Source organism: Arthrobacter sp. P4_F10, from assembly GCF_056401435.1.
The window spans coordinates 24,828-44,944 of the sequence record NZ_JBFUJJ010000006.1; the positions used below are offsets into that span (position 1 = coordinate 24,828).

Annotated in this window: 15 protein-coding genes and 1 pseudogene; 5 read left to right on the forward strand and 11 right to left on the reverse strand. The window is 66.6% G+C overall.

Annotated features, from left to right (window positions below; all coding sequences use genetic code 11):
- Nucleotides 1–47: 47 nt before the first annotated feature.
- The 9 genes and pseudogenes from AC1DR1_RS09115 to AC1DR1_RS09155 all read right to left on the reverse strand — a co-directional run.
- Nucleotides 48–1,271: a substrate-binding domain-containing protein gene (locus AC1DR1_RS09115; RefSeq protein ID WP_229993675.1), complete on the reverse strand. Its 1,224-nt coding sequence runs from the start codon at nucleotides 1,269–1,271 to the stop codon at nucleotides 48–50.
- Complete coding sequence (locus AC1DR1_RS09120; RefSeq protein ID WP_476992484.1) at nucleotides 1,271–2,383, reverse strand: ABC transporter permease; 1,113 nt, start codon at nucleotides 2,381–2,383, stop codon at nucleotides 1,271–1,273. Before AC1DR1_RS09120 ends, AC1DR1_RS09115 begins: the two co-directional genes overlap by 1 nt.
- On the reverse strand, nucleotides 2,380–3,417 hold the full coding sequence (locus AC1DR1_RS09125) for an ABC transporter permease (RefSeq protein WP_229993673.1): 1,038 nt from the start codon (nucleotides 3,415–3,417) through the stop codon (nucleotides 2,380–2,382). The genes AC1DR1_RS09120 and AC1DR1_RS09125 overlap by 4 nt, the downstream gene beginning before the upstream one ends.
- Nucleotides 3,414–4,994, reverse strand: coding sequence for a sugar ABC transporter ATP-binding protein (locus AC1DR1_RS09130; RefSeq protein WP_476992485.1), 1,581 nt, complete (start codon nucleotides 4,992–4,994; stop codon nucleotides 3,414–3,416). The genes AC1DR1_RS09125 and AC1DR1_RS09130 overlap by 4 nt, the downstream gene beginning before the upstream one ends.
- 94 nt (nucleotides 4,995–5,088) lie before the next feature.
- The gene (locus tag AC1DR1_RS09135; protein WP_476992486.1) at nucleotides 5,089–6,084 is read right to left on the reverse strand and encodes a sugar phosphate isomerase/epimerase family protein; all 996 of its coding nucleotides are present in this window, start codon (nucleotides 6,082–6,084) and stop codon (nucleotides 5,089–5,091) included.
- A 1-nt stretch (nucleotide 6,085) separates the two neighbouring features.
- The gene (locus AC1DR1_RS09140; RefSeq protein WP_476992487.1) at nucleotides 6,086–7,282 is read right to left on the reverse strand and encodes a Gfo/Idh/MocA family protein; all 1,197 of its coding nucleotides are present in this window, start codon (nucleotides 7,280–7,282) and stop codon (nucleotides 6,086–6,088) included.
- Between the two features lie 9 nt (nucleotides 7,283–7,291).
- Nucleotides 7,292–8,419, reverse strand: a complete 1,128-nt coding sequence (locus tag AC1DR1_RS09145) for a Gfo/Idh/MocA family protein (RefSeq protein WP_476992488.1) — start codon at nucleotides 8,417–8,419, stop codon at nucleotides 7,292–7,294.
- Nucleotides 8,416–9,171 carry a sugar phosphate isomerase/epimerase family protein gene (locus AC1DR1_RS09150; protein ID WP_476992489.1) on the reverse strand — a complete coding sequence of 252 codons (756 nt, stop codon included), beginning with the start codon at nucleotides 9,169–9,171 and terminating at the stop codon, nucleotides 8,416–8,418. The genes AC1DR1_RS09145 and AC1DR1_RS09150 overlap by 4 nt, the downstream gene beginning before the upstream one ends.
- 45 nt (nucleotides 9,172–9,216) lie before the next feature.
- Nucleotides 9,217–9,477, reverse strand: a pseudogene (locus AC1DR1_RS09155) (carbohydrate ABC transporter permease); the annotation flags it as partial.
- Nucleotides 9,478–9,718: 241 nt separating this feature from the next.
- Between AC1DR1_RS09155 and AC1DR1_RS09160 the strand changes: the two are divergent.
- The 3 genes from AC1DR1_RS09160 to AC1DR1_RS09170 all read left to right on the forward strand — a co-directional run bounded on the left by AC1DR1_RS09160 (nucleotide 9,719) and on the right by AC1DR1_RS09170 (nucleotide 13,039).
- Nucleotides 9,719–10,930, forward strand: coding sequence for an ROK family transcriptional regulator (locus tag AC1DR1_RS09160; protein WP_476992490.1), 1,212 nt, complete (start codon nucleotides 9,719–9,721; stop codon nucleotides 10,928–10,930).
- A 119-nt stretch (nucleotides 10,931–11,049) separates the two neighbouring features.
- Entirely contained in the window at nucleotides 11,050–12,237 is a 1,188-nt protein-coding gene (locus AC1DR1_RS09165; RefSeq protein ID WP_364748413.1) for an MFS transporter, read from the forward strand.
- A gap of 178 nt (nucleotides 12,238–12,415) precedes the next feature.
- Nucleotides 12,416–13,039: a dihydrofolate reductase family protein gene (locus AC1DR1_RS09170; RefSeq protein WP_229993665.1), complete on the forward strand. Its 624-nt coding sequence runs from the start codon at nucleotides 12,416–12,418 to the stop codon at nucleotides 13,037–13,039.
- 358 nt (nucleotides 13,040–13,397) lie between these two features.
- On the opposite strand, the gene aceB is transcribed toward AC1DR1_RS09170, so the two are convergent.
- A complete protein-coding gene (aceB, locus tag AC1DR1_RS09175; protein ID WP_476992491.1) occupies nucleotides 13,398–15,062 on the reverse strand; it encodes a malate synthase A in 1,665 nt (554 codons plus the stop codon).
- A gap of 99 nt (nucleotides 15,063–15,161) precedes the next feature.
- Nucleotides 15,162–16,493, reverse strand: a complete 1,332-nt coding sequence (gene aceA, locus AC1DR1_RS09180; RefSeq protein ID WP_229993663.1) for an isocitrate lyase — start codon at nucleotides 16,491–16,493, stop codon at nucleotides 15,162–15,164.
- A gap of 139 nt (nucleotides 16,494–16,632) precedes the next feature.
- Between aceA and AC1DR1_RS09185 the strand changes: the two genes are divergently transcribed.
- Together AC1DR1_RS09185 and AC1DR1_RS09190 are read left to right on the forward strand one after the other, a co-directional pair.
- Nucleotides 16,633–18,144, forward strand: a complete 1,512-nt coding sequence (locus AC1DR1_RS09185; RefSeq protein WP_476992492.1) for a helix-turn-helix domain-containing protein — start codon at nucleotides 16,633–16,635, stop codon at nucleotides 18,142–18,144.
- An 83-nt stretch (nucleotides 18,145–18,227) separates the two neighbouring features.
- Entirely contained in the window at nucleotides 18,228–19,976 is a 1,749-nt protein-coding gene (locus AC1DR1_RS09190; RefSeq protein WP_229993661.1) for a pyruvate dehydrogenase, read from the forward strand.
- Nucleotides 19,977–20,117 lie beyond the last annotated feature (141 nt).

Here is a 20,117-nt window from a genome sequence, read left to right on the forward strand (position 1 = left end):
GCGGCGGTCCCGCGGGGAGGGGTATTCCGCGCGACCGCCGGGCCGCGTCAGGGAATCTGCCGTTGCTGCCAGACCTCCGGGTAGCCGGCCAGGTCCTCACCGCCGAACTTGGCGTAGTGCCCGCTGGGCATGCCCTGGTTACGCTGCAGCCATTGGTCCAGTTCGTCCGCGAGGATGGGCTTCTGCGGCAGAACCCATTCGGTCGGAATCGGCTCGCCCTTAAAGATCTTTTCCAATGCCAGCAGCGGGGTTCGCCATTGGAAGTTCGAATAGACCGGGGCCATGGCGTCGATTCCGGTTTGCTTCCACTTGGTCAGGAAGCTCATCTCATCCTCGCCGGTCATCACGGGCAGCTTCTTGCCTGCATCCTCGAAGGCCTCGAGGGCCGCCACCGCACCGTCTCCGGCGTCCATCCACACGCCCTTGACGTCGCCCGTGGCCAGTTCATCGGAGATGATCTTCTTGATCTCGGTGGGGTCGGCGTTGGTGAAGTAGTCCTTGGCCTGGATTCCCTTTTCCTCGAAGATCTTCTTGGCCGCCGCCCAGCGGTGCTCCAGGACATCCACACCCGGGAGGATGCGAAGGGCAACAACCTTGTCGCCGGACTGAAGCTTGTCACTCAGGAAAGTGGCGGTGTCGATGCCCCAGGCGAATCCGCCGATCGGATGGATGAACGTGGTGGCGCAGTCGGTCTCCACACCGCGGTCAAACACCACCACGGGCTTGCCCGTCTGGCAGGCACGTTCGACGGCCTGCGTGAGGGCGGCCGTGGAATTGGGTGAAATGACGAACGCATCGCATTTGCCCTCGGCGATGAAATAGTCGATGTCCGCAATTTGGGTGTTGTCATTGTCCTTGGCATCCCGTGTTTCCATTTCGGAAATGACCCCGGAGCCCTGGAGTGCCTTGAGTTGCTGGTTCATGGTGATCCACCCGGTTTGCCGCCACGGGTTGGAGATGGAGGCGTTGGCGAAGCAGACCTTGTGCGCTCCCGGGGCCTTGAACTTGGACGTGTCCGTCATCGGGCCCGCGATGTACTGCAGGTAGGGCTTCTCCGGGCTCCCTTCAAAGGTTGCCGAGCGCTGCTGGTTCTGTGTGTCGTACAGCGCCTGGTCAAACCAGTCTTTGCTTGCCGGGCTGGATGCCGCCGCAGAGCCGGTGCTGGTCCCTGATGTTTGGGTGACGGATGGGTCGGTGGTGGTACAGGCGGTCAGGGCCACCAGCGGCAGTGTTGCGGCAAGGGCGATCGCGCGGACAGGATTATTGCGCATCAGACTCTTTCTCCTCCTTGTTCGATGCCCTCGGCGGGCGTGGGTGCTGCGGCCAACTTGTGCTGTTCGTCATGGGCAGCGGAACTGGCTCCCTTGCGCTTGCGCTGCCACGACCTGGATGCCGCGGCCACAGCGATGATGATGATTGCTCCTTGGACCGTGTCCCGCCACGTCGCCTGGACGCCCATGAAGTTTAGGAGGGTGAACAACGACTCCAGGGCGAACGCCCCGGCCGCGGCGGACAGGACCCAGCCGCGTCCGCCGCCCAGCACAACGCCCCCGAGAACGACGGCGGTGATCGCCGTGAACTCGTACCCGCGCCCCACCGACGGGTGCACGCCGGCGTAACCCACGAGCAGGATGCCGGCCACGGTGGCCGACAGCGACGACATCATGAAGGCCCGCGTCCGCACCCACCAGACGCGCGAGCCGGCCAGTGCGGCCGCCGCAGGATTGTCGCCGACTGCGATAAGCATGCGGCCGTAGGGGCGGCGCATCAGGACGAACGCCGCTACCGCCACCGCCGTCAGGATTATGACCGGGTAGGGAATGATGTCCAGGACCGGAACGTCCTGGATGCCGCCGCGCCCGATCTGCCGGAAGCTGTCCGCAGGGTTCCCCTGGGCCGCGCCGCCGGTCCAGTAGAGGACCAGCCCGAGCAGCGCCAGCATCATGCCCAGCGTGACAATGAAACTCGGGACTTGCAGGAGCGTGGTGATCAGTCCGTTCACCAGCCCGATGAATGCTCCCAGCACAAACATCAGGACCAGCACGGGGATCACCTTGGAATCGTCCTGCCGTATCAGGTTGCCGGCAACGATGACCTGCATCGTCACGACCGATCCCATCGACAGGTCGAATTCCCCGCCTACAATGACGAAGTACTGGCCGATGGCGGCGATGGCAATGGGGGCAGTTCTGCCGATGAACCGGATGAAGGAGCCCGGCTCCCCGAAGGACGGATTCAAGACGATGATTGCCACCAGGAGGCCGATCAGCAGGATGAAGACGGCGCCGCCGGGGGTGCGGACGGCGCGCAGGAGCCGCTCGGAACGGCTAGCTCGGTTGCGCTTGAGAACTGCGCTGCGCTCGGAGTTCAGTGCCGTGCTCATGGCCCCTCCGCGGGCACAGGCTGGGCAGCGGGCGTTTCCGCGGAACCTTTCGAGTCGAACCGTTCGGGTCTGCTGACGATCCGGCGCCGGGCATAGACGGCGACGGCGACGACGATGACTACGCCTCTGACCACGTCCTTCAGGAACGGGTTGACCTGCATGACGGACATGATGTTGTCCAGCATGGCAAAGATCAGCACGCCGCCGAGGGTGCCGGTGATAGTCCCTTTGCCGCCGGAGAGCAACGTGCCGCCGAGCACAACTGCTGCGATGGAGAGCAGATCGTAGCCGCCCTGGGAACCCACAGTGGGACTACCCACGCCCAGCCTGCTGGCAAGGAGCAGCCCTGCCATCCCCGCCAGTACTGAACAGATGACGTGCGCCGTAATGACCGGCACGTCAACGCGGATTCCGGACGTACGGGCGACGGCAATGTCGCCGCCGACAGCGTACAGGTGGTGCCCGACGCGGGTACGGTGCAGGAGCAGCCCGGCCAGGCCCGCGCAGGCCAGCATGATGATCGTGGAGATCGGAACCGGGCCGATCCCCGTGGCGCCGACCAAGCGGAACGCTAGCGGTGTCTCGCCGAAGCTGCCCTTAAAATTGGTGGCGAGGTAGCCGCTGATGATCAGGCCAACGCCGAGCGTGGCGATGAATCCGTGCACATTCAGGCGGGCGACGATCAGCCCGTTCGCGAGTCCAATGACTGCTGCCGTCCCCAGCGTCAGCAGGACTCCGGACAGGACGTTGTTTGAGTTGTTGGCCATCACCCCGGCGGCGATGAGGCTGGCCAGACTGGTGACGTAGGGAACTGACAGATCCAGGCTGCCTGCCAGGATGACCAGTGTCTGGCCGATGGCGATGAAGCCCAGAACGCTGGTTCCGGTCAGGATGCTCGAGATATTTCCTGGGCTGAAGAAACTCCGCCCGATGGAGTTCACCAACAACACACCCAGGATGAGTGTCACCAGCGCCACCAGGTAGACGATCTGCGTGGAGGACAGCCTCTGGAAGAAGCCCGCTCGCTGTTTCATGCCTCTCCTTCGGGTGCTGTCCGGGCGCCGGTGCCCAGCTGGAGGATGGCTTCTTCTGACGTTCCGGCAGGCAGTTCGCCGACGAGCCGGCCATCACGCATGACAAGGATCCGGTCCGACATGCCGATAACTTCCGGGAGCTCGCTGGACACCATCAAGATGGCCTTGCCTTCCGCCGCGAGCTGGCGCATCAGCCGGTAAACCGCCACCTTGGCCCCCACGTCAATGCCGCGGGTGGGTTCATCCAGCAGGACGAGCCGGGGGTGGATAGCCAGCCACTTGGCGAGGACCACCTTTTGCTGGTTGCCGCCCGACAGGTACTGCACCTCCTGGTCCAGGTCACGGGCGATAACCTCGAGGGAGGAGAATACGCCCGGGATTTCTGTCCTGACGGTCCCTGTGCGGCGTGGAAAGACCGACCTGATCACACTAAGTGCGTTGTCCAGGATGGACTGGTTCAGGCTCAGGCCTTCAGTCTTGCGGTCCTCTGTGATCAGGGCCATCCGTGCCCGCACGCCTTGGCGCGGCGACTTGGGCAACAGCTCCCCGCCGGCCATTTTCATTGTTCCGCGGGTGAAGGGTGCTGCGCCAAAGATGCCATGAAGCATTTCCGTGCGGCCGGACCCTTGAAGCCCGGCCAAGCCGACAATCTCGCCGGGGCGAATGCTGAGGCTTATCCCGTCCAGCTGGCCGTTTCCGGCGCCTTGCAACTCGAGGATCGGCTTCTCCCCCGGGCCGTCGGGGTCCCCGTCCTCCCGGGGTAGCTTGTCGGGGAAGAACGCCGAAATGGGCCGGCCCACCATCAGCCGGACCAGCTGGGCGTCGTCAAGTTCCGAGGCGGGTAGGGTGCTGACGACTTTGCCGTCCTTCAGGACGGTGATGACGTCGCAGAGGTCGAACACTTCGCGGAGGCGGTGGGAGACATAGAGGATGGCCGTCCCACGTTCACGGAGGCGTGCCACGATCTCGTAGAGGAGTTCAACTTCGGTGCCGGCCAGGGCCGCAGTCGGCTCGTCCATGGAGATGATCCGCGCGTCGTAGCTGACTGCCTTCGCGATCTCTACTATCTGCTGCTCAGCCACAGTCAGGCTCCGCACCTGCATGGTGGGCCGGATGGCGGTGATCCCCAGGGAATCAAGCAACTCCGCCGTTTTCGAATTCATCAGGGCCTTGTTCACGAGCAGTCCGCGGCGCGGCTCCCGGCCAAGATAGATGTTCTCGGCCACCGTCCGGTCCGGCAGGAGGTTGAACTCCTGGAACACCGACGACAGCCCGGCTTCGTGCGCCTTCGTGGGGTGGCTGAAGTTGACTTCCTCGCCGTCCAGGAGGACGGTTCCGGCGTCGGGCTGGTACACGCCGGCCAGCACCTTCATCAGGGTGGACTTTCCGGCGCCGTTTTCCCCCATGAGCCCGTGCACCTCTCCCCGGTGAAGGCTGAGATGGGCGTCTTCCAGTACGGGTATGCCGAAAAAACTCTTGGTCAGTCCGCGGACTTCCAGGATTGGCGGTGGTGCCGGGGAGCCGGAGTGGAGCGCCTCGGAAGCATTCACGGCATCAGTTTCGTTGTGGTTCTCCATCGATGCGCCCTCCACGAGCTAACTGTTACAGCAGCGGTTCTGATCCGTCAAGGAATAAACGAGCGTTCACTATTGCCGCTTTTCGGCCGGTCCCTTACTGCTTGAAGGCGGCGTCGAAGGAGGTGTTCGAGGGCGGGAAATCGTACTTCTTGAGCGCGGCGAGGGCTTCGGGGGCGCCGTGGAGCCGGTCCATGCCGGCGTCCTCCCATTCGACCGAGATGGGGCCGTCGTAGCCGATCGCGGCCAGGGCGCGGAAGGACGATTCCCAGGGCACGTCCCCGCGGCCAGCGGAGACGAAGTCCCAGCCGCGGCGCGGGTCGCCCCAGGGCAGGTGTGAGCCCATCACGGTGTTCCGGCCGGTGGGCCGCAGCTTGGTGTCCTTGCAGTCCACGTGGTAGATCCGGTCCTTGAAGTCCCAGATGAAGGAGACCGGGTCGATGCCCTGCCACATGAAATGGGACGGGTCCCAGTTCAGCCCGAAAGCTTTGCGGTGGCCGATCGCCTCGAGGGTCCGGACGGTGGTCCAGTAGTCGTAGGCGATCTCGGAGGGGTGGACCTCGTGCGCGAAGCGGACGCCGCACTCGTCGAAGACGTCCAAAATCGGGTTCCAGCGGTCCGCGAAGTCCTGGTAGCCGGCCTCGATCACCTTCTCCGGCACGGGCGGGAACATCGCGACGTACTGCCAGATGGAGGAGCCGGTGAAGCCGACCACGGTGTCCACGCCCAGGGCCTTGGCGAGCCGGGCGGTGTGCCGCATTTCCTCGGCGGCGCGCGTGCGGACGCCTTCGGGGTCGCCGTCGCCCCAGACCTTGGCCCCGACGATGGCCTCGTGGCGGAAGTCGATCGGGTCGTCGCACACGGCCTGGCCCTTGAGGTGGTTGGAGATGGCCCAGACCTTCAGGTTGCACTTCTCCAGCACGGCGAGTTTGGACTCGACGTAGCCGGGCTCGTCCCACCGCCAGGCGTCCAGGTGGTCGCCGGAGACGGCGATTTCCAGGCCGTCGTAGCCCCAGCCGGAGGCCAGGCGCGCGACTTCCTCGAACGGCAGATCGGCCCACTGGCCGGTGAACAGGGTGTAGGGGCGGGGCATGTCAGGCTCCTTCGGTAGTCGTCGTCTGGGTGGTCGATGCGGACGGAGTGAGCTGGATGAGCGAACTTCTGGCCGCGGCGCTTTCCTCCACGGCTGTGAGGATCCGCTGGACGGCCAAGCCGTCCTCGAACGACGGCGACGGCTGGGTTCCGCTGCCCACCGCCAGGAGGAAGTCTCGGATCTCGTGCGTGAACGTGTGTTCCCAGCCGATCACGTGGCCCTGCGGCCACCATGCTTCAAGATACGGGTGCTCGGGTTCGTTGACGAGGATGCGGCGGAAGCCCTGTTCGCGGACGGGCAGCGTGGCGTCGAGGAATCCGAGCTCGTTCAGGTCCTCCAGATCAAACAGCAGGGCGCCCTTGTCGCCATAGATCTCCAGCTTGAGCGAGTTCTTCTGCCCGGTGGCCACCCGGGAGACCTCCACGGAGGCGATGGCCCCGGAGGCGAGGGTCAGCGTGGCCCACGCGGCGTCGTCGACTGTCACCTGTTCCGGACCATTGGGGCCGGGCCGGCTGGGCGTGAAGGTGTGCAGCCGGCCGGTGACCTCGGTGACCTGGTCGCCGAGGAGGAACAGCACCTGGTCAATCGCATGGCTGGCGATGTCGCCCAGCGCCCCCGAACCCGCGGTTTCCTTGCTCAGCCGCCAGGTCATGGGCGAGTCCGGGTCCACGAGCCAGTCCTGCAGGTAGGCCGCGCGGACGTGCCGGACGGTGCCGAGCCGGCCCTCCGCGATCAGCTCCCGGGCCAGCGCCAGGGCCGGGACCCTGCGGTAGTTGAAGCCGATCATGGACTGCACCCCTTTGTCCTGGGCGCTCCGGGCCGCCGCCGCCATGGCCTCAGCCTCGGCCAGGGTATTGGCCAGCGGCTTTTCGACGAGGACGTGCTTGCCGGCGGCCAGCGCGGCGATGGCGATTTCCGCGTGCATGAACCCCGGCGCGCAGATATCGACGATGTGGATGTCGTCCCGGTCAAGGACTGCGCGCCAGTCCGTGGCGGACTCCGCCCAGCCGTACTTCGCGGCAGCCTCGGCGACCCCGGCCGGGTCGCGTCCGATCAGGACGCGCCGTTCGAAGGCCGGGACGTCGAAGTAGCTGGCCACGTTGCGCCAGGCGTTCGAGTGGGCTTTGCCCATGAACGCGTACCCGATCATGGCCACCCCCAAAGGGGGAGGGCCGGGGCTGGTTTCTTGGGAGTTCATTGCTGGTTCCTAGAGTGTGGAAGCGGTGGGGTCCCAGTCCTCGGGGAGGGCTGCGGAGGCGGGGACGGCGCTTTCGACGTCGATGAAGGTGCCGGAATCGATCGACTCGGAGATCGAGACCATGGTGTCCAGGACGTGGTAGGCGAGGTTGCCGGTGGCGCGGTGCGGGACGCCGGCGCGGATGGAGCGGGCCATGTCCAGCACGCCCATGCCGCGGCCCTGGCTGGGGCCGGTGGCCGGGATGACCGTCCATTCCTCGTCGCCGGCGCGCCAGAGCCTGACGTTGCCGTCGAAGTAGTTCGGATCCGGCAGCGAGATGGTGGCCTCGGTTCCGGTGATCTCCACGAAGCCCATCCGCAGCCGCGGCGACTCGAAGCTGAAGACGCTGTGGGAGGACGCGCCGGACTCGAATTGGGCCATGGCGGACACGTGGGTGGGGACCTCGACCGTGAATTCCTCGCCGGCCTTGGGCCCGGAGCCGATGACCCGGACCTGTTTGGCCTTCGAGCCCGTGGCGGCCACGCGGCGCACGGAGCCGAACGTCTGCACCAGGGCCGTCAGGTAGTAGGGGCCCATGTCGAACAGGGGCCCGGCACCGTACTGGAACAGGAACGCGGGGTTCGGGTGCCAGGATTCCGGCCCGGGGGTCTGGAACGTGGTCATGGCCGTCAGCGGCGTGCCGATGTCGCCGCGTTCGATCAGCCGCCGCGCGGTCTGCAGCCCGGCCCCGAGGAACGTGTCCGGGGCGCAGCCGAGCCGCAGCCCGGCGGCGTCGGCCGTTTTCAGCAGGCCGAGGCCGGAGTCGCGGTCCAGCGAGAACGGCTTTTCGGTCCAGACGTGTTTGCCGGCGTTGACGGCGGCCGTGGCCACTTCGACGTGTGCAGCCGGGATGGTCAGGTTGACGATGATCTCGACGTCGGGGTGGTTCAGGGCGGCATCGACCCCGCCCCACTCCGGGATGCCGTATTCCTTGGCGCGCGCTGCGGCGGCGTCCTCGAAGAGGTCGGCGATCACGTGGACCTTGATGTCGGGGAAGACCGTCAGGTTGTCCAGGTATTGCTTGCTGATGTTGCCGGCCCCAATGACCGCCACGCCCACCGGGCCGCGCCCGGTTGCCTGATTCTGTGCGGCGCTCATGCGTTCACGCCCTGCGCGCTGGCGGAACCGCTCTGCAGGTAGCCGAGGCTCTGGGCGATGCCGTCGAAGATGTCGCCGGAGTAGTCGTCGAATTCCACGACGCCGACTTCCAGGGACTGTGCCGCGGCGATGACGTCCCACACGGGAATCTTGCCCTGCCCGGCAGGCTGCTGCGCCTTGGTGTCGGTGCTGACGGGGCCGTCCTTGATGTGGATGAACTTGACGCGGTCGCCGAGGCGCTGCAGCAGCTGGACCGGGTCTTGGCCGCCGACGGCGGCCCAGTAGGTGTCCACCTCCAGGACCAGTTCCGGGTCCAGTAGCCCGGCGAAGTACTCCAAAGCTGTCTGGCCGTCGATGCTGGACTCCAGCTCCCAGGCGTGGTTGTGGTAACCGACGCGGATGCCGTACCCGGCGCCCTTCTTGGCGGCGGCGTTGAGTTTCGCGGCGGTGGCTTGGATATCTTCGGCGGACTGCCAGTGCTCGGCCGGGAGGTAGGGATCGATCACCGTGCTAATGCCCAGTTCCTGGGCCGCGGCGAAGATTTCGTCCTGGTCCTGGCTCAGCAGCGGGGCGTGGCCGGACGGGGCGGTCAGGCCGTTGTCCTTCAGGGCCGCGCCGAGCTCCTTGGCCGTCGCCACGAAGTTGTACGGCTCCACCTGGGTGAAGCCGAGCTCGGCGACTTGTCTGATGGTGCCGGGCAGGTCTTCCTGGAGGGCGTTGCGGAGGGTGTACAGCTGGATTGAATAAGACACGGGATTCCTTTGCTGGGAGTCGGTTGTTTTCAAGTAGGGGAAGGCCTAGCGGCCGGCGAGGGATCCGCCAATACCGCCGACGCTGAAGTACTTGTTCAGGGCAGCGAAGACGAGGATGGGCGGGAGCATCATGATCACAGCCAGGGCCATGACGGAGGTCCAGTCCGTTTGATTCTGCTGGAAGAAGGACTGCACGCCCATGGGCAGGGTGAAGATTTCTGTGGAGCGCAGGAACACGATGGCAACCAGGTAGTCGTTCCAGGCCAGCAGGAAGGCGAAGATCGCAGTGGAGAGGACGCCCGGGAGGTGGCCGGCCCCCAGGATCCCCACCCCTAGCGGCGCCGGTGCCGCATGTTCTTGGCTCGACAAGTTCCATACCCCTTCGTAAGTACCTGCACCCTCCCGGCAGCGAACCTGCTTGGGGCGGTGATCTGGCTCACTGCCAAAGCTAGAGATACTTTTGCCGGGCGTCAAGCAAAAGTTGAAAACTGCGTGTCAATCTTTTTTCGCCGTGACATGCAGAAGATCTTCGTGCTATCACTTACTCATGAGTTCTCCCACCGGTACCGAGTCCGCAGCCCCAGAGGCTGGCGGCAGCCTGTCCCGCGCCGGCGACCTCTTCCAACTCCTGCGCGACGGCAAGGCCCGGACCCGCGCGGAACTGGCCCTGACCACCGGGCTGGCCCGCTCCACCGTCGCTTCCCGCATCGACGCGCTGATGGTCTCGGGACTCGTTGGCCCCGCCGGGGAGGCGAGCTCCAGCGGCGGCAGGCCGCCGTCGCGCTTTGCCTTCAACCCGGCCGCCCGGGTAGTGCTGGCGGTGGATGTCGGGGCCACGCACGTGATCATTGCCGTCACGGATCTCAGCGGGAAGGTGCTCGCGGAGCGCCGGCTGGCGCAGGACGTCGCAGACGGCCCGGTGGCTGTCCTGGACCGTGTGATCGATGAAGGGCTGCGGCTGCTCGGCGAGGCCGGCCGGGGCGCCGCGGATCTGGCCGGCGCCGGGATCGGGCTCCCGGGGCCGGTGGAACATGCCACCGGCATGCCGGTGAAGCCGCCGATCATGCCCGGCTGGGACGGGTTCGACGTCGTCCGACATGTCCAGCGGTCCCTCCCGGTTCCGGTCCTGGTGGACAACGACGTGAACATCATGGCGCTGGGCGAGCGCACGGCGCACTGGCCCGAGGACGACAACTTCCTGTTCATCAAGGTGGCCACCGGCATTGGTGCGGGCATCATCAGCAGCGGCCAGCTCCAGCGCGGCGCCAACGGAACCGCCGGCGACCTCGGACACGTCCGGGTTCCGCGCGGCGATGATGTGCTGTGCCGTTGCGGCAACTACGGGTGCCTCGAAGCCCTGGCCTCCGGGCCCGCGGTCGCCAAGGCGCTGACGCAGCAGGGCCTGCCGGCGCACGACGGCGGCGATGTGCTGCGTCTCGTCGCAGAGGGGAACCTGCAGGCCATCCAGGCGTTGCGGCAGGCCGGCAGGGACCTCGGCGACGTCCTCTCCACGGTGGTGAACCTGCTGAACCCCTCGGTGATTGTGATCGGCGGAAGCCTCGGCCAGGCCGGGGAGCACCTCATGGCCGGAGTCCGCGAGGTGGTCTACCGGCGCTCGCTGCCCCCGGCCACGACGCACCTGCGGATCGGCGTGTCGAAGGCCGGGGACCAGGCCGCCATCCTCGGCGCCAGCCAGATGGTCACGCAGCACGTGCTCTCGCCCGCCGTCATAGAGGCGACCCTGCAGGCCACGGGCTAGGGGTGTCCCGGGAAGCGGCGCCTGAAGCGTCACATACCGCAGGTGCGGCAGGGGCCCGTGATAGCAATGGGACTGATGAAACCATATTTCTGCCCGCCCGCCGGGCGCCGGCCCACCCGATGAGCGACCTGGCCCGGGCACCTCGCGGCTGGCTCCTCATGCTCGCGATCGGGCTGATCGCGCTGAACATGCGCGGCCCGTTGGTGGCCGTGGCCCCGGTAATCGCGCAGCTGGAGGACGATCTCGGCTTCACCCCGGTGGAATTGGGATTCCTGACCGGGATCCCCGTGCTGTGCTTTGCCCTGGCCGCGCCGCTGGCCTCCCTGGCCGGGCGCAAGCTGGGTCCCGAGTTCGCTATCACCCTGACCCTGCTCGGCGTGCTCTTCGGCGTCGTGGTCCGCTCCGCGGGCGGGGGCGCCCTCGTCATGCTGGGCACCGTGATCCTCGGTGTCGCCATCACGATCGGCAACATCGTGGTCCCGCTGATCATCCGGCGTGACTTCACCCCGGCCCGGCAGGGCGCGGCGATGGGCACGTACACCGCGGCGCTGAATATCGGCTCGTTCCTGACCTCCATGGTGTCCGCTCCGCTGGCCGATCTGCTGGGCTGGCGGGCCTCGATTGCGGCCAGTGGACTCTTCGCGGTGTCGGCCGGCACGGTCTGGGTGATCGCCGTCGGCCGGCGGGCCTTTATTCCCGAAGCCGTCCCCGCCACGGACCCGGGACGGCCGGGAGGCAAGCTCACCTCCCGGTGGATCACCGCGGCCCTGACCTTCGGGTTCGCCGGGCAGGCGTTCTCCTACTACGGAGTGACCGCGTGGCTGCCGAGCCTGCTGGCCGACGTCCTGGGCATGGCGCCCGCAGCCGCCGGGGCAGGGTCCTCGCTCTTCCAGATTCTCGCCATTGTGGGCGGACTGGGCGTGCCGCTGGCGGCCCGTTTCGCCAGCACGACGGCGGTGGGCCTCACCCTGGGACTGCTGTGGCTCACGGTACCTTTGGGCCTACTGCTCGCCCCGGAGCTGTGGTGGCTGTGGTGTTCCTTCGGCGGTGTGGCCCAGGGCGGCGGCATCACACTGATCTTCCTCGCCATCATCCGGCTGGCCCGGGACCAGGCCTCAGCGGCCCGGATGTCCGCCGTCGTCCAGGGCACGGGGTACTCGTTCGGCGCAGTGGCGCCGACACTGCTCGGCTACGTCCACGGGGTCACCGGAGCCTGGACCGGCCCGCTGCTGATGATCCTCTGCTCCGTCTGCGCATTCATCGTGGGCACCGCGCTGTCCCTGCGCCGCGTGCCCAAGCCGCGCTAGGGTGTGCCTCCTAACGTTCGCCTAGTGTTCGGGGCGGACTGATGTCGTGGCTCGGCTGAGGTGTTGTCGGATGCCCGTGTCGATCCGGTGAAACCGTTGCTTCGCAGTGGGATCGTGTGACAGCGTCGAAGTGATCCCGTCGCCGGGGCGACGACGGGCGACAGAGAAGGAGCACGGCATGGGACTCATCCATATCGACTTGTTCACCACGCTCGACGGCGTCGCGCAGGCGCCCGGCGGGCCGGACGAGGACGCCGACGACGGTTTCGCGTTTGGCGGCTGGCAGGCGCCTCTCTTCGACGAGGTCGTCGGCGAACAAATTGACTCCGGGATGGCGGGGATGGACGCGCTGCTGCTTGGGCGCCGGACCTACGACATCTTCGCCGCGTACTGGCCGCACGCGGAAGGGGAAATCGCGCGGCTGTTCAACCGCCTCCCGAAATACGTGGCCTCGCGCCAGACGCCGACCCTCGAGTGGGCCGACTCCACACTGCTCGGTCCTGATGTCGTCGCCGCCGTGCGCGAACTGCGCGACCGGCACGCGAACATCCACGTCATCGGCAGCCTCGACTTCGTACAGACCCTTTTCGCCGAGCGGCTCTTCGATCGGCTCACGCTCTGGGTCTATCCGATCCTCCTCGGCGGTGGAAAGAAAGTCTTCGCCGACGGTGTGGTTCCGACGAACCTCAGACTCATCGAGCCGGTCGTCGCCTCACCGAAGGGTGCGGTGATGCAGCGCTACGCGCTCGCCGATGGCACGCCTGGCGTCGGCGATATGTCGGCCATCGACCAGGAGGGCTAGGGGCTGGTCTTACCAACACCAGTGCTGCGCTCCAGATGACGAAGGACTGTAGGGCGGCGGCCGATCTGTACGTGAGGACGAGCTAGTCGTACCGGGCGGGCAGTGACCGCCGCGGGCAGCGACCGCAAATGCTTGAGGGTGTTGAAGCTGCGCCGGGGTGACTTCAATCAAGACAACAGCTAAGGCCCATGTTCGTGAGGAACATGGGCCTTAGCCGTCATCTCGACGCCGTTGTCGAGTAGGTGGGGGTCTTCCGTTGCTGGACTGCCACCCGGATTTCGGGGTGCCTGTTGCGAAGGGCATGGCAGCCCAGCTAACGGAAATCTTTGCGGACCCGGATGCCCGGGGCCGTGGAGTCCTACGCCGGAACCAGCGCGGGGTCCCCGGTGGCGACGTCGGCGCCGTCGCGCGCTTCATGCAGGAAGCGGTCGTAGGCCGGCAGGGTCAGGAACGAGGGGAACTCGTTGCTGAGGGTGACTTCCTCGAAGATGTCCCGCGCGTCGGCGAAACGGTCCCCCTCGAAGCGCTCCAGCTTGGCGAATTCCTCGTCCAGCATGTCCTCCACCCACTCCCGGGTGACCACATCGCCGTGGTCGGTGATGGCCCGGGAGAAGATCCACTGCCACAGCTGCGAGCGGGAGATTTCCGCGGTGGCGGCGTCCTCCATCAGGTTGTGGATGGCCACGGCGCCGTTGCCGCGCAGCCAGGACTCGATGTAACGGATCCCCACCTCGATGTTGTTCCGGAGGCCCTGTTCGGTGATGGTTCCGGTGGTCGTGGAGATGTCCAGGAGGGCGCGGTCGTCCGGGGTGACGTCTTCGCGGAGGCGCTGGAGCTGGTTCGGGCGGTCGCCGAGGACGCCGTCGAACACCTCGCGGCAGACCGGCACCAGGTCCGGGTGCGCCACCCACGAGCCGTCGAAGCCGTCGCCGGCTTCACGGGTCTTGTCCGCGCGGACCTTCTCGAAGGCGATCGCGTTGGCAGCCTGGTCCTTGCGGTTGGGGACGGCCGCGGCCATCCCGCCGATCGCCATGGCACCGCGCTTGTGGCAGGCCCGGACCAGATGTTCGGTGTAGGCCCGCATGAACGGCTGGGTCATGGTGACCTGGCCGCGGTCCGGCAGCACGAAGCGGGGGCCGCGGGTGCGGAAGTTCTTGATCAGGGAGAAGATGTAGTCCCAGCGGCCGGCGTTCAGGCCCGCCGCGTGGTCACGGAGTTCGTAGAGGATCTCCTCCATCTCGAACGCCGCGGTGATGGTCTCGATCAGCACGGTGGCGCGGATGGTGCCCTGCGGAATGCCCAGCAGGTCCTGGGCCAGGATGAAGATGTCGTTCCACAGCCGGGCCTCGAGGTGGCTCTCGATCTTGGGCAGGTAGAAGTACGGTCCCTTGCCCTGGGCGATCAGGCGGCGGGCGTTGTGGAAGAAGTACAGCCCGAAGTCCACGATCCCGCCGGCGATCGGGGCGCCGTCGATGAGCATGTGCTTTTCCGGCAGGTGCCAGCCGCGGGGACGGACCACCACTGTGGGCAGCTCCCCGGCCGGGCGCAGCTTGTACTCCTTGCCCTCGGGCGAGGTGAAGTCGATCCGGCGTTCCAGCGCGTCCGTCAGGTTGAGCTGGCCCTGGATCACGTTGCGCCAGGACGGGGTGGAGGAGTCCTCCATGTCCGCGAGCCAGACCTTGGCACCGGAGTTCAGTGCGTTGATGGTCATCTTCTTATCGACCGGACCGGTGATCTCCACGCGGCGGTCCTCCAGGCCCGGAGCCGGGGGAGCTACGCGCCAGTTCGGGTCATTGCGCACGGCCTCGGTCTCGCGCAGGAACCGCGGGTCCTGGCCCTTGGAGATCTGGTGGCGGCGTTCCTGCCGTGCCTGCAGCAGCTCCTGCCGGCGACCGGCCGTGGCCCGGTGCAGCTTGGCCACAAAGGCCAAAGCGTCCGGGGTAAGAACCTCGCTCTGCCGGCAAATCGGCTGCGCGGTCAGTGTGATCCCGTTGATGGTGAAGTTGTCAGTGAAGCTGTTCATGGGAGGTGCTCCTTGAAAGTCCGCTGTTGCCCTATCACTTTTGGTCCCCAAGGCGGCCGATGAGGACCAAAAGTGATAGAGCAACTGGCAGGGAAGTGTCTAGTGGAACTGGCCTTCTTCGGTGGATCCCACCAGGGCCAGGGTGGATGCGTTCGGGTTGAGCGCGGTGGCGATGTCGTCGAAGTAGCCGGTGCCGACTTCGCGCTGGTGCTTGGTTGCGGTGTAGCCGCGGGACTCGGAGGCGAATTCCTTCTCCTGCAGCTCGACGTACGCGCTCATGCCTTCCCGGGCGTAGCCGTGGGCGAGGTCGAACATCGAGTAGTTCAGGGCGTGGAAGCCGGCCAGGGTGATGAACTGGAACGTGAAGCCCATGGCGCCGAGTTCGCGCTGGAACTTCGCGATCGTGGCGTCGTCGAGGTGCTTGCGCCAGTTGAACGACGGCGAGCAGTTGTAGGAAAGCATCTGGTCCGGGAACTCGGCCTTGACGGACTCGGCGAACTTGCGGGCCAGCTCCAGGTCCGGGGTTCCGGTTTCCATCCAGATGAGGTCCGAATAGGGGGCGTAGGCCTTGGCGCGGGCGATGCAGGGTTCGATCCCGTTGCGGACCTTGTAAAAGCCTTCCGGGGTGCGGACCGGCTGTCCGCCTTCGCGGAGGATGAATTCCTGGTCACGCTCGTCGACGTCGGAGGTGATCAGGGTGGCCGCCTCAGCGTCGGTGCGGGCGATGATGACCGACGGCGTGCCGGCGACGTCGGCGGCGAGGCGGGCGGCGTTCAGCGTCCGGACGTGCTGCTGGGTGGGGATCAGGACCTTGCCGCCGAGGTGGCCGCACTTCTTCTCCGAGGCGAGCTGGTCTTCCCAGTGCACGCCCGCGGCGCCGGCCTGGATCATCGACTTCATGAGCTCGTAGGCGTTGAGCGGGCCGCCGAAGCCGGCCTCGGCGTCGGCCACGATCGGGACCATCCAGTCTTCGACCGTCTGGATGCCCTCGGAGAACTCGATCTGGTCCGCGCGGAGCAGGGCGTTGTTGATGCGGCGGACCACCGTGGGCACCGAGTTCGCGGGGTAGAGCGACTGGTCGGGGTAGGTGTGGCCGGAGTTGTTGGCGTCGGCGGCGACCTGCCAGCCGGAGAGATAGATGGCGCGGAGCCCGGCCTTGACCTGCTGCACGGCCTGGTTGCCGGTCAGTGCGCCCAAGGCGTTCGTGTACTTGCCCGTGCTGTGCTCCTGGGTGAGCTGCGTCCACAGCTTTTCGGAGCCGCGGCGGGCCAGCGTATGTTCTTCGGAGACGCGGCCGCGGAGGCGGACGACGTCCGTTGCCTTGTAGTCACGGGTCACACCTTCCCAGCGGGGGTTGGCGGCCCACTCGAGCTCCAGTGCGGCGGCCTGCTGCTCGGGCGTCTGCTGGGTGGGCTCAAATGCTGCAGTCATCTTTGTCTCCTTGATGGGTCCGGGCCGGCCAGTCTGCGTCTCTGCAGATCCTGACTGGTTGTTCCGGATGCGAATCTTTCCGTGAGTTCTACTTTTCTTCACTTTCCAAGGGGTTTCTAGACTAAAAGGATGGAAAGAAATGCACTTCTTCGCGTATTCTCAAGAAATGCACTCAACCAGCTGGAATCGCCAAGCTCTTTCGCCGTCCGCGCCCGCAGCGCCGGAGGTGGACGTCATCAGCCTGGGCCGGCGCGTCCGCCATCTGCGCAAGGCGGCAGGCCTCACGCTCGACGACCTGAGTGCCGCCGTCGGCACAGCGCCAAGCCAGCTGAGCCTGATGGAAAACGGAAAACGCGAGCCCAAGCTTGGCCTGCTCCAGCAGCTTGCAGCGGCGCTCGGGGTGAGCATCGACGAGCTGCTTGGCGCGGAGCCGCCCAACCGGCGTGCGGCCCTAGAGATCGAGCTGGAACGGTACCAGCGCAGCCCCATCTATGAGTCCCTGAACCTGCCGAAAATCCGCATCAGCTCGCGGCTTCCGATAGATGTGCTGGAGTCGATGGTGGGGCTGCAACATGAGCTGGAACGCCGCCTGAACGAACAGATCGCGACGCCGGAGGAGGCCCGCCGCGCGAACGGTGAACTGCGGGCGATGATGCGGGAGCGGAACAACTACTTCCCCGAGTACGAAGCCGAGGCGCAGAAGGTCCTGGCCTCGGTGGGACACACAAGCGGTCCGCTGTCCCACCACGTCATCTCGGACATTGCCGGGCACCTCGGATTCAGCCTCCACCATGTGGGTGATCTCCCGCATTCCACGCGTTCGGTGACCGACCTTAAGAACCGCCGAATTTATCTCACGCAGAACGCGCGCAGCGATCACGACCCCCGTTCGGTGCTGCTGCAGGCGCTGGGCCACTACGTCCTGGGCCACCAGACCCCCAACAACTACGGCGATTTCCTGATGCAGCGCGTGGCCACAAACTACTTCGCCGCCGCGCTGTTGCTGCCCGAGCAGGCCACGGTGGCATTCCTGCAGGAGGCCAAACAAGCCAAGGAAATCGCGGTCGAGGACATCCGGGACGCCTTCGCGGTGTCCTACGAGACGGCCGCGCACCGGTTCACGAACCTGGCCACCCAGCACCTGGGCATCCGCACGCACTTCCAGAAGACGCACAAGAGCGGCATCATCTACAAGGCCTACGAGAACGACGGCGTGACGTTCCCGCAGGACCACACCGGCGCCATCGAGGGCCAGTTCTCGTGCCGGAACTGGACGTCCCGGGTGGTGTTCGACGTCCCGGACAAGTTCAGCGCGTACAACCAGTACACCGACACCCCGGCCGGGACGTACTGGTGCACGGCCCGGACGGAACGCTCCGCGAACGGGGAGTTCTCCCTGTCCGTGGGTGTCCCGTATGCGCATGTGAAGTGGTTCCGCGGCCGCGACACCACGGAACGGTCCAAGTCCACCTGCCCTGACGAAAGCTGCTGCCGCCGCCCGCCGGCGTCGCTGACCGCCGAATGGGCCGGCAACGCCTGGCCCTCGGCCCGGGCCCACTCCCACCTGCTGGCCGCGATGCCGCCGGGCGCTTTCCCCGGGGTGGACGAGACCGAGGTCTACACCTTCCTGCAGGCGCACTCGGGGAACTGACCCTCACTCAGGTTCTGCCCGGGCCGGGCGGACTATATTGGCCTGTGTCAGCTCATCGATCCACCTCGCGGGAGCGTGCACCCATGGCCAAAGAACTTGCCACCCAGCTCATCGAACAACTCCAGGCTGCCGGCGTGCAGCGGATCTACGGGATCGTGGGGGACAGCCTCAACCCGATCGTCGACGCCGTCCGCAAGACCGGCGGCTCGCAGCAGGGCGGCATCGACTGGATCCATGTCCGGCATGAGGAGGCGGCCGCGTTCGCCGCGGCGGCGGAAGCCCAACTAACCGGCCGGCTCGCGGTGTGCGCCGGTTCCTGCGGGCCCGGCAACCTGCACCTGATCAATGGGCTCTACGACGCCAACCGCTCCGGGGCTCCGGTGCTGGCCATCGCCTCGCACATCCCAAGCAAGCAGATCGGCAGCAGTTTCTTCCAGGAAACCCACCCGGATCGGCTCTTCAACGAATGCTCGGTCTACTCCGAGCTCATCAGCACCGCGGAGCAGGCGCCCCGGGTCATGCACAGCGCCATCCAGCACGCCGTCGGGCTCCGCGGCGTCGCCGTCGTGACCCTTCCCGGCGATATCGCCGGTCTGGAGGCGACCGCCGCAACCCCGGCCCCCGCGGCATTCCGGCCGGCCACGCTGACGCCGGACCCCGCCAGCGTGCAGGAACTGGCCGACGCCATCAACGCCGCCGCCAAGGTGGCCATCTTTGCCGGCGCCGGCGTCGAGGGCGCCCACGCCGAGGTGATCGCGCTCGCCGGGATGATCGCGGCGCCGATCGGCCACTCGCTCCGCGGCAAGGACTTCATGCAGTATGACAACGCGTATGACATCGGCATGACGGGGCTGCTGGGCTACGGCGCCGCGGCCGAGGGCATCGAGGACGCGGACCTGCTGATCCTGCTCGGCACGGACTTCCCGTACGACCAGTTCCTCCCGGGAACCCGCACCGCGCAGGTGGACCGGGCCGCCCACAAGCTCGGGCGGCGAACCGACGTAGACATTGCCGTGCACGGCGACGTCCTTCCCACCCTGGCCGCGCTCATGCCGTTGCTGACGGCCAAGAAGAGCCGCCGTTTCCTGGATTCGATGCTCAGGAAGCACGACCGGCTCATGAACAAGGCCGTGGGGGCGTACACCCGGAACGTGGGGACGAAACAGCCGATCCACCCGGAATACGCGGCCTCGCTGCTGGACCAGGTGGCGGCCGAGGACGCGATTTTCACGGCGGACACCGGCATGTGCAACGTCTGGACCGCGAGGTACATCAACCCGCTGGGCACCCGCCGGCTGATCGGCTCCTACCTGCACGGCTCCATGGCCAACGCCCTGCCGCATGCGATCGGCGCCCAACTGGCCTACCCCGGCCGGCAGGTGGTCTCGGTCTCCGGCGACGGCGGCCTGTCCATGCTGCTGGGCGAGCTCATCACGGTCGCCGCGCACCGGCTCCCGGTCAACGTGGTGGTCTTCAACAACTCGACGCTGGGCATGGTGAAACTCGAAATGCTGGTGGACGGCCTCCCCGACTTCGGCGTCGATGTCCCGGACGCCAACTACGCGGATGTTGCCCGGGCCCTGGGCTTCCACGCCGTCCGGGTCACGGACCCGACCCGCATCGAAGCCGCCTACCGGGAAGCTTTCGCCCACCCCGGGCCGTCGCTCGTGGAGCTCATCACGGACCCCAAAGCGCTGTCCCTCCCGCCGAAGATCAAGGGCGCCCAGGTCCTGGGCTTCGCCACGGCGATGTCCAAGGTGGTCCTCAACCGGGGCGCCGGCGAGGCTGTGAGCATGGCACGGAGCAACCTGCGGAACATCCCGCGGCGCTGACGCCCGCCTCCCGGGACGTAGCGAATTCGCCGGAAAGTCTCGAGTTCGCCGGAAACTCCCTGTGTGTCAGGCTGTTGTGTGACAGGTTTTCTGTTGCTGGAGCCGGTGCTCAGAGCGGGGGAAGGTCCATCATGGACTTCG

Excerpts from the sequence above, each read along its gene's own strand:
- AC1DR1_RS09115 (WP_229993675.1), bottom strand. The coding sequence starts at position 1,271 with ATGCGCAATAATCCTGTCCGCGCGATCGCCCTTGCCGCAACACTGCCG.
- AC1DR1_RS09120 (WP_476992484.1), bottom strand. The coding sequence starts at position 2,383 with ATGAGCACGGCACTGAACTCCGAGCGCAGCGCAGTTCTCAAGCGCAAC.
- AC1DR1_RS09125 (WP_229993673.1), bottom strand. The coding sequence starts at position 3,417 with ATGAAACAGCGAGCGGGCTTCTTCCAGAGGCTGTCCTCCACGCAGATC.
- AC1DR1_RS09130 (WP_476992485.1), bottom strand. The coding sequence starts at position 4,994 with ATGGAGAACCACAACGAAACTGATGCCGTGAATGCTTCCGAGGCGCTC.
- AC1DR1_RS09135 (WP_476992486.1), bottom strand. The coding sequence starts at position 6,084 with ATGCCCCGCCCCTACACCCTGTTCACCGGCCAGTGGGCCGATCTGCCG.
- AC1DR1_RS09140 (WP_476992487.1), bottom strand. The coding sequence starts at position 7,282 with ATGAACTCCCAAGAAACCAGCCCCGGCCCTCCCCCTTTGGGGGTGGCC.
- AC1DR1_RS09145 (WP_476992488.1), bottom strand. The coding sequence starts at position 8,419 with ATGAGCGCCGCACAGAATCAGGCAACCGGGCGCGGCCCGGTGGGCGTG.
- AC1DR1_RS09160 (WP_476992490.1), top strand. The coding sequence starts at position 9,719 with ATGAGTTCTCCCACCGGTACCGAGTCCGCAGCCCCAGAGGCTGGCGGC.
- AC1DR1_RS09165 (WP_364748413.1), top strand. The coding sequence starts at position 11,050 with ATGAGCGACCTGGCCCGGGCACCTCGCGGCTGGCTCCTCATGCTCGCG.
- AC1DR1_RS09170 (WP_229993665.1), top strand. The coding sequence starts at position 12,416 with ATGGGACTCATCCATATCGACTTGTTCACCACGCTCGACGGCGTCGCG.
- aceB (WP_476992491.1), bottom strand. The coding sequence starts at position 15,062 with ATGAACAGCTTCACTGACAACTTCACCATCAACGGGATCACACTGACC.
- aceA (WP_229993663.1), bottom strand. The coding sequence starts at position 16,493 with ATGACTGCAGCATTTGAGCCCACCCAGCAGACGCCCGAGCAGCAGGCC.
- AC1DR1_RS09185 (WP_476992492.1), top strand. The coding sequence starts at position 16,633 with ATGCACTTCTTCGCGTATTCTCAAGAAATGCACTCAACCAGCTGGAAT.
- AC1DR1_RS09190 (WP_229993661.1), top strand. The coding sequence starts at position 18,228 with ATGGCCAAAGAACTTGCCACCCAGCTCATCGAACAACTCCAGGCTGCC.